The following is a 7,365-nucleotide window of genomic DNA, read 5'->3' on the forward strand; positions in this document are numbered from 1 at the left end:
CTGGCGCATAAACACAAAAAACGCGGCCGAAGCCGCGTTTTTGATACGATTGAAGCTGAGGCTTGCGGTCAGCAAGCCCCGACCGATCACCGCCCCAAAATATCCCGAGCAATAATCTCTTTCATGATCTCGCTGGTACCGCCGTAGATGCGCTGGATGCGCGCGTCGACGAAGTCGCGGGAGATCGGGTATTCCTGCATGTAGCCGTAGCCGCCGAAGAGCTGCAGGCACTGGTCCGCCACCTTGCCTTGCAGCTCGGTGGTGGTGAGCTTGGCGATGGAGGCGTTGGTGGTGCTGAGTTCGCCGCGGTCGTACTGCTCGATGGATTGTTCGCAGAACGCTTTGTTGACCTGGACCTGGGCGTGCAGGTCGGCGAGCACGAAGCGGGTGTTCTGGAATTTGCTGATCGACTGGCCGAAGGCCTGGCGTTCCTGGGTGTAGGCGATGGTGCGCTCGATCATGCCTTCGCAGGCGGCGACGGCGCCGAGCGCCAGGATCAGGCGTTCGCGGGGCAGTTCGTTCATCAGGTTGGCGAAGCCGCGCCCTTCCCCGCCGAGGATCTGGTCGGCGCCGACTTTGACGTTCTCGAAGAACAGCTCGGAGGTGTCGGCGGCGTGGTGGCCCATCTTTTCCAGGTTCCGGCCGCGGGCGAAGCCGGGCAGGCTGGTGTCGACAGTGAACAGCGTCATGCCTTTGGAGCCGGCGTTGGGGTCGGTTTTGGTGGCGAGCACGATGACGTCGCAGTGCTGGCCGTTGGTGATGAAGGTTTTCTGGCCGTTGATCACGTAGCCGTCGCCGTCTTTTTCGGCGCGGGTTTTCATGCCCTGCAGGTCGGAGCCGGCGCCGGGCTCGGTCATGCCGATGGCGCCCACGGCTTCGCCGCTGACCATCTTCGGCAGCCAGGTTTGCTTCTGTTCTTCGCTGCCCAGGTGGAGGATGTAGGGCGCGACGATGTCCGAGTGCACCGACAGGTTGGAGGCGAGGGCGCCGAAGCCCATGCGCGAGGCTTCTTCCACCATGATCGCGGAGAGGCGGAAGTCCGCGCCGAAACCGCCGTACTGTTCCGGAACGTCGACGCACAGCAGGCCGTTTTCGCCCATGCGGTTCCAGAGGTCGCGGGGGAGTTTTTCGTCCTTTTCCCACTGGTCGTAGTGGGGCGCCACTTCCTTTTCGAGGAATTTGCGGACGTTATCGCGGAACAGATCGATTTCGTTCTGATCGAGCATGACTGACCCTTTTGGCTGGACACAAAAGGGTATTTTAACCGCTCCCGCCCCGGGGGTCGCCGTCCGGCCGTGGCCGGCCGGTCACGGCGTTCCCGGGCCGGAACTCAGGATTCCGGTTCGACGGTGACTTCCGAGCGCAGCGAGTTGGCGACGAAGCAGTTGCGGTGGGCGCTTTCGTGGAGCTTGGCCAGGGCGGCGGCGTCCACGTCTTCCTCGAACACCACCTTGGGGCGCAGGTTGATGCGGGTGATCGCGAAGCGGCCTTCGGCGTTCTTCTCCACCACACCGTGGGGCCGGTCCACATAGCTGAGCACGCGCAGGCGCTGCTTGGCGGCGATCGACAGGAAGGTGAGCATGTGGCAGCTGGCAGTGGCGGCGATCACCGCTTCGTCCGGGTTCACCCGCGAGGCGGTGCCGAAGTATTCCGGTGAGCCGGAAGCCTGTACCACCTCGCCGCCGGCGAAGGTCCATTCATGGGAACGGTCGAAGGTTTCGTAGTCGAAGCTGGCCTGCGGCGGCAAGTGCCAGGCAACGGTGGCGCCATATTCACTCATGGTGGACTCCTTCTGCGTGTTGTCCTTATACCATGCTACCGAAGCGCGCCGGGGGCAATATTGAGCAGGATCAATAATGCTTTTAATCCGCCTTCAGGCGCTCGCACACGGCCCGCGCCACCCGCGGGCTGTAGAGCAACGCACAATGGCCCAGATAGGGCAGGTGCAGGTTCTCCTCCGCGTCCGCCAGGGTGGCGGTGGAGGCGGGCATCACGAAGTTGTCCAGCTCTGAGTAGAGGCAATAGAAGCGTGCCTCCCCCGGGCACTGGCCGCCTTCCGCCAGTTCCTCGAGGAAGGGGCTGCGGTAGCGCATCTGAGCGGCCGCGCCCCGGGCCGGGAACAGCGAGGAAATGCGCGTGCCGTAGTGGGGGCTGCCCAGAGTGATCACCTTGTTCACCTTGCCGGCCAGGCCCAGGTTCTTCAGGGCATAGCGGGTCAGCGGTCCGCCCATGGAGTGGCACACCAGGTCCACCTGTTCGGCGCCGGTGCGCGCCAGCACGTTCTCCACGTGGCGGGCGACCTGGGCGGCGAGCTTGCGGGCGTTGATGTGCGGCGGCGTGTAGCTCACCGCGTAGACGTTGCGGAAGCCCTGGCGCCGCAGCCGCCACTGCATCCACAGAAAGTTGGCGCTGTTGCCGCCGTAGCCGTGCACCAGGATCACCGGGCGGTGATCGCAGGCGCGCGCACGCTTGGGCGAGGCGTCGTGGAGCAGGCGCAATGGATAGGTGCCGCTGAGGAAGGTGAGGCTGGCCGCTTCCACCAGAATCGCCCGGGCCACCGCGCTACCGCGCAACGGGTCGCACTCGCCCTCCGCCGGGGGCGCCTGGAAGTTACGCCGGTCGTAATGCCAGACCAGATAGAACGCCAGCGTTACGTAGGTGGGGATCAGTATCACCACCACCAGAATCAGCGAAAGAATCCAAATCATCGTCGTGCTCCCTGGTCCCCGGGGTCGTGCCGGTATGGAAAACGCTCTGACACTAACCAGCGGCCATCCTGGACACAACGCACCCTGCCCGATTGTCGGACCAGCCCGGCCATTGACTTCCCGGCGGCGGCGCGCCCCGGATGCAGCGGACCCGCCGCCGTGGCACACTTCCGTTCCTTCACTCTTCACGACGGGCAAGGCATGAAAGACAGGGCGATCGTTAATGAAGTGGGGCTGCGCGACGGCCTGCAGAATCAACCGGTGACGGTGGGCACCGAGGCCAAGGCGGCCATCGCACGGGCACTGGTGGGCGCCGGTGTGCGCTACCTGGAGCCGGTCAGCTTCGTCAGCCCCAAGGCGATTCCGCAGATGGCCGACGCGGCGGCGCTGACGCCGCTGCTGCCCCGGGACGAGGGCCTGGGCCTGCACTACACCGCCCTGGTGCCCAACCTGAAGGGCTACCAGTTGGCCCGCGACGCCGGCTACCCCACCGTGGCGCTGGTGCTGTCCACCACCGACACCTTCAACCAGCGCAACCTGAACATGAGCCTGGAGCAGGCGACGGCCAGTTGCGAGGCGATCATCCAGGCCGCCCGCGCCGACGGCGTGGCCACCCGCACCTATATCTCCGGCGCCTTCGCCTGCCCCTACGACGGCCCCGTGCCGGTGACGCTGCCACAGCGACTCACCGAGCGCATGTTCGAAGCCGGCAGCGACGAGGTAGCCATCGCCGACACCATCGGCGCCGGCAACCCGCGGCAGATGAAAGACATCATGGCGCCGCTGATCCGCGACTTCGGGGCGGAACGGTTCTACGTGCACCTGCACGACACCCGTGGCCTGGCGGCGGCCATGGCCTGGGCCGCCCTGGATCTGGGCGTGCGCCGCTTCGACGCGTCGCTGGGCGGCCTGGGCGGCTGCCCGTTCGCGCCGGGCGCCACCGGCAACGTGGCCACCGAGGATCTGGTCTACCTGCTGGAAAGCTGCGGCCTGGATACCGGCATCGAAATCCAGGCGCTGCGTGAAGCGGTGGCGCTGGCCGCCGAGGCCACCGATCGGCCGCTGGGCGGGCGCATTCTCACCTGGATCGAGAGTCAGGAAGCGCGCGGCAAACAGATCACGCTGTAGGCGGCTGCAGCACCGCCATCTCGGCGCGCAGCGCGTCGGGCACCGGGGTGGGTCTGTGGGTGTCGCGGTCGATCAGCACCATCACGCTTTCCGCCATGGCCACCGGGCGGCCGTCCACGGCGGCGCGCCCGCGCAGCACGAAGGAGCTGTTGCCGATGCCGGCCAGCTCGGAGCTCAACGCCACCTCGCCCATGCCGGTGTCCCAGCGCTGGTAGCGGATGTCGATGCGCGCCACCAGCAGCCCCAGGTTCGGCTGCCGCAGCATGGTCACCGAACCGGCCCGGGCCTGCTCCAGGTAGCGCGCCTGGGCCAGCTCGGAGAGCCGCCGGTCCGGGTCCAGGTCCGCGTAGCGGGCGGTCAGGGCCACCTGGCGCGGCCCCGGCTCGAAGGTTTCGGTCTCTTCCGGCAGCTCCGGCCAGGGCAGTAGTGGCTGACCGTCCACCTGTTCGGAGGCCAGGGCCCGGCGCGCCGCCTCCGGCAGCGCCACCCAGCGGGATGCCGCCCAGCCGGCTTCCCCCCAGGCGCCCATCAGGCACTCCTGCACGCCCACGCATTCGCCATTCTGGAACAGCGCCTGCACCAGACGGTAGCTGTCGTCCTCCACCGCCACCAGGCGCACGGCGGCGGTGACTTCGTGGGGGTAGTGGGTCTCGCGCAGAAAGTGGGTCACGGTGCGGCGCGGGCGCAGCAGCACGTCGTCGGAATACCAGGCCCGGTCGCCGAGCACCGCCATGTGGAAGCGGGTGCGCGCTTCGGTGTGAAAGCTCTGCACCGCCACGTTGTTAACGTGCCGTTCTGTGTCCAGGTGGCTGTAATGCGGGTTGAATCGGATCGAGAACGGGTAGGCGCCGGTCTCCAACTGCCAGGGCTGTGTTTTCACTCGAGGGCTCCACGACTGCGTTTCACGGATCAAACGCGCATCAAAGGGCAAAGCCCGGCGCCGCGCAACCCCGGTGTCCGAAGCCGCCGGCTTTTCGTCGCAAACGGTGGTTGCGGGTACCGGCCCGGCCCCGAATGATGGTCGCAAACCCTATAACGAGGAGCCCGACAATGAGCGAACCGCAAACCCGTAGCGTGCAGCAACTGATGGATCTGAGCGGCCGTACCGCCCTGGTTACCGGCGGGTCCCGGGGGCTGGGGCTGCAGATGGCCCAGGCCCTGGGCGAAGCCGGGGCGCGGCTGGTGATCAGCTCACGCAAGGCGAACGAGCTCGAGGAGGCCGCCGAACAACTGCGCGCCGACGGTATCGACGTGACCCCGCTGGCGGTGGACCTGTCCGACGAGGACGCGGTGATGGGCCTGGCGGACCGGGCACTGGAGGTGCTGGGTCGGGTGGACATTCTGGTCAACAACGCCGGCGCCTCCTGGGGCGCGCCCGCCGAGGATTACCCGCTGGAGGGCTGGGACAAGGTGATGACGCTGAACGTGCGCAACCTGTTCCTGCTGACCCGGGAAATCGGCCGGCGCAGCATGATCCCCAACGGCGGCGGCCGGGTGGTGAACGTGGCGTCTAATGCGGCCCTGGGCGGCAACCGGGACTTCATGCAGGCGGTGGGCTACAACACCAGCAAGGGCGCGGTGGTGACCTTCACCCGCGCGCTGGCGGCGGAATGGGGCGCCTACAACATCACCGTCAACGCCATCGGCCCGGGGGTGTTTCCCAGCAAGATGTCGCGCTATCTCACCGACCGGCACGGCGTCGAGGCGCTGGCCGCGCGGGTGCCGCTCAACCGGGTCGGCGACGAGGAGGATCTGAAAGGCACGGTGCTGCTGTTCGCGTCCGACGCCGGCAAGCACATCACCGGGCAGTTCCTGGTGGTGGACGGTGGCGCCAGCGCCATGATCGCCGGCTGAACCGGCGCCCGGGGAGGGCGCCGGCGAGTCCGGTCAGTGCAGTTGGAACAGAATCTTCAGCAGCTGCACGCCGAGCAGCACGATCAGCGGGCTCAGGTCGAGCCCGCCCATGTCCGGCAGCAGGCGGCGCACCGGCGCCATCAGCGGCTCGGTGATCTGGATCACCACCCGCACCACCGGGTTGGAGGGGTCCGGCGCCACCCAGCTCAGGATCACCCGGACCAGCACCGCCCAGAACACGTAATCAAGAATCAGCGAGGCCAGTTCCCGGAGCGTGTAGACGAGCAGTTGCGGCCCGATACCCGCCGGCAGGCCGCCGGTCTGGATGGTCAGCAGCATCAGCGCCTTGACCACGATCAGAATCATGATCAGCACCAGGGAGGCGATATCCAGGCCCCGGTAGCCGGGAATGATGCGGCGCAGCGGTGCCAGCAACGGGTTGGTGGCGCGCAGTACGAATTGCGAAATGGGGTTGTAGAAGTCCGCGCGCGCCAACTGCAGCACGAAGCGGGTCAGAACGATGAAGATGTATACGCTGAATGCGAAATCAATCAGGAAGACCGCGGCGCCCTGAGGATTCATGACGACTCCAGACTGTTCGTGTGGCGACAGAGTATTGGGGTAAAGGCGGCCGGTTTCAAATTTTTGGTCGGACGGCGCCCGCCCGACCGTCGGCGGTTAGCCGGAAAGCTGCTCGGAGCGCTCGCGGGCGGCGGCCACGGCGGCCTGCACCTGCTCGCGCAGGCCCGCCTCTTCGAACACCTGCAGGGCGGCGGCGGTGGTGCCGCCGGGGCTGGTGACCCGCTGGCGCAGCACGTCGGGGCCGTCCTCGCTGGTGATCGCCAGCTGGGAGGCGCCCCAAGCGGTCTGCAGCACCAGCTGCCGGGCGGTGGTGGCGGACAGCCCCTGGGCCCGGGCGGCGTCGATCAGCGCCTCCATGAGCAGGAAGAAGTAGGCCGGGCCGGAGCCGGACACCGCGGTGACCGCGTCCAGCTCGCCTTCGGTCTCGAACCAGAAGGTCAGGCCCACGGCGCTGAGAATCTGGCCGGCCATCTCTTTCTGCTCGGCGCTCACGTCCGGGGCCGCGTAGAGTCCGGTGGCGCCGGCCTGGACCAGCGACGGGGTGTTCGGCATGCAGCGCACGATGGGCGCCTCGCCGAGCCAGCTGCGCAGGTTGTCCACGGTGACGCCGGCGGCGATCGAGATGATCAGCGGCTGGCGCTCCTCGATGATCTCGCGCAGGGCGGCGCAGGCGTCGCCCATCACCTGGGGCTTCACCGCCAGCACCAGCACGTCCACGCGGCGGGCCACGTCCAGGTTGTCGCGGCTGACATGAACGCGGTGCAACTGGGCCACTTCGTCGAGGCGGTCCTGGGAGGGGTCGCTCATCCAGATGCGGGCCGGGCGGATCCCCTTGGCGATCATGCCGCCCGCCAGACTGTTCGCCATGTTACCGGCGCCGATGAAGCCGATCAGTTGTTGTGCCATAAGCTGCGTCGTCCTTTCAGCGAGTGTCCTTGGGCGGACGCGGGCCGAACAGGGCGGTGCCCAGCCGCACCAGGGTGGCGCCTTCTTCGATGGCCACCGTGTAGTCCGCGCTCATACCCATGGAGAGGGTGTCGAGGGCCGGCATTGTATTGCGCAATTGTGACAGTGTCATGGCGAGGGCGTGGAA

8 protein-coding genes and 1 pseudogene are annotated in these 7,365 nt (G+C 67.2%); 2 read left to right on the forward strand and 7 right to left on the reverse strand.

Annotation, left to right across the window (positions count from 1 at the left end; all coding sequences use genetic code 11):
• Positions 1-86 precede the first annotated feature (86 nt).
• The 3 genes from ACEQZD_RS04100 to ACEQZD_RS04110 form a co-directional block, all read right to left on the reverse strand.
• On the reverse strand, positions 87-1,226 hold the full coding sequence (locus ACEQZD_RS04100; protein WP_370184190.1) for an acyl-CoA dehydrogenase family protein: 1,140 nt from the start codon (positions 1,224-1,226) through the stop codon (positions 87-89).
• Between the two features lie 104 nt (positions 1,227-1,330).
• Positions 1,331-1,780 carry an OsmC family protein gene (locus ACEQZD_RS04105; protein ID WP_370184192.1) on the reverse strand — a complete coding sequence of 150 codons (450 nt, stop codon included), beginning with the start codon at positions 1,778-1,780 and terminating at the stop codon, positions 1,331-1,333.
• Positions 1,781-1,862: 82 nt separating this feature from the next.
• Entirely contained in the window at positions 1,863-2,708 is an 846-nt protein-coding gene (locus ACEQZD_RS04110) for an esterase/lipase family protein (RefSeq protein ID WP_370184194.1), read from the reverse strand.
• Positions 2,709-2,909: 201 nt separating this feature from the next.
• Here ACEQZD_RS04110 and ACEQZD_RS04115 point away from each other — a divergent pair, with 201 nt between their 5' ends.
• On the forward strand, positions 2,910-3,836 hold the full coding sequence (locus ACEQZD_RS04115; protein WP_370184196.1) for a hydroxymethylglutaryl-CoA lyase: 927 nt from the start codon (positions 2,910-2,912) through the stop codon (positions 3,834-3,836).
• Here the strand turns inward: ACEQZD_RS04115 and ACEQZD_RS04120 are convergent.
• The gene (locus ACEQZD_RS04120; protein WP_370184198.1) at positions 3,826-4,716 is read right to left on the reverse strand and encodes a thioesterase family protein; all 891 of its coding nucleotides are present in this window, start codon (positions 4,714-4,716) and stop codon (positions 3,826-3,828) included. The two genes, ACEQZD_RS04115 and ACEQZD_RS04120, sit on opposite strands and share 11 nt — an antisense overlap.
• Positions 4,717-4,886: 170 nt before the next feature.
• On the opposite strand from ACEQZD_RS04120, the gene ACEQZD_RS04125 reads away from it, so the two are divergent.
• Positions 4,887-5,690 (forward strand): SDR family oxidoreductase, encoded by an 804-nt coding sequence (locus tag ACEQZD_RS04125; protein ID WP_370184200.1) that lies wholly within the window; start codon positions 4,887-4,889, stop codon positions 5,688-5,690.
• Positions 5,691-5,723: 33 nt separating this feature from the next.
• Here ACEQZD_RS04125 and ACEQZD_RS04130 read toward each other — a convergent pair whose 3' ends face one another.
• The 3 genes and pseudogenes from ACEQZD_RS04130 to ACEQZD_RS04140 all read right to left on the reverse strand — a co-directional run.
• Positions 5,724-6,272 (reverse strand): YggT family protein, encoded by a 549-nt coding sequence (locus ACEQZD_RS04130; RefSeq protein ID WP_370184203.1) that lies wholly within the window; start codon positions 6,270-6,272, stop codon positions 5,724-5,726.
• 96 nt (positions 6,273-6,368) lie between these two features.
• Positions 6,369-7,178 (reverse strand): pyrroline-5-carboxylate reductase, encoded by an 810-nt coding sequence (gene proC, locus ACEQZD_RS04135; protein WP_370184205.1) that lies wholly within the window; start codon positions 7,176-7,178, stop codon positions 6,369-6,371.
• A gap of 16 nt (positions 7,179-7,194) precedes the next feature.
• Positions 7,195-7,365: pseudogene (locus ACEQZD_RS04140) on the reverse strand (YggS family pyridoxal phosphate enzyme); the annotation flags it as partial.

It is taken from the genome of Alloalcanivorax sp., assembly GCF_964221125.1.
Classification (GTDB): Bacteria; Pseudomonadota; Gammaproteobacteria; order Pseudomonadales; family Alcanivoracaceae; genus Alloalcanivorax; species Alloalcanivorax venustensis.

Coding starts and splice junctions, on each gene's coding strand:
- ACEQZD_RS04100 (WP_370184190.1), bottom strand. CDS start 1,226: ATGCTCGATCAGAACGAAATCGATCTGTTCCGCGATAACGTCCGCAAA.
- ACEQZD_RS04105 (WP_370184192.1), bottom strand. CDS start 1,780: ATGAGTGAATATGGCGCCACCGTTGCCTGGCACTTGCCGCCGCAGGCC.
- ACEQZD_RS04110 (WP_370184194.1), bottom strand. CDS start 2,708: ATGATTTGGATTCTTTCGCTGATTCTGGTGGTGGTGATACTGATCCCC.
- ACEQZD_RS04115 (WP_370184196.1), top strand. CDS start 2,910: ATGAAAGACAGGGCGATCGTTAATGAAGTGGGGCTGCGCGACGGCCTG.
- ACEQZD_RS04125 (WP_370184200.1), top strand. CDS start 4,887: ATGAGCGAACCGCAAACCCGTAGCGTGCAGCAACTGATGGATCTGAGC.
- ACEQZD_RS04130 (WP_370184203.1), bottom strand. CDS start 6,272: ATGAATCCTCAGGGCGCCGCGGTCTTCCTGATTGATTTCGCATTCAGC.
- proC (WP_370184205.1), bottom strand. CDS start 7,178: ATGGCACAACAACTGATCGGCTTCATCGGCGCCGGTAACATGGCGAAC.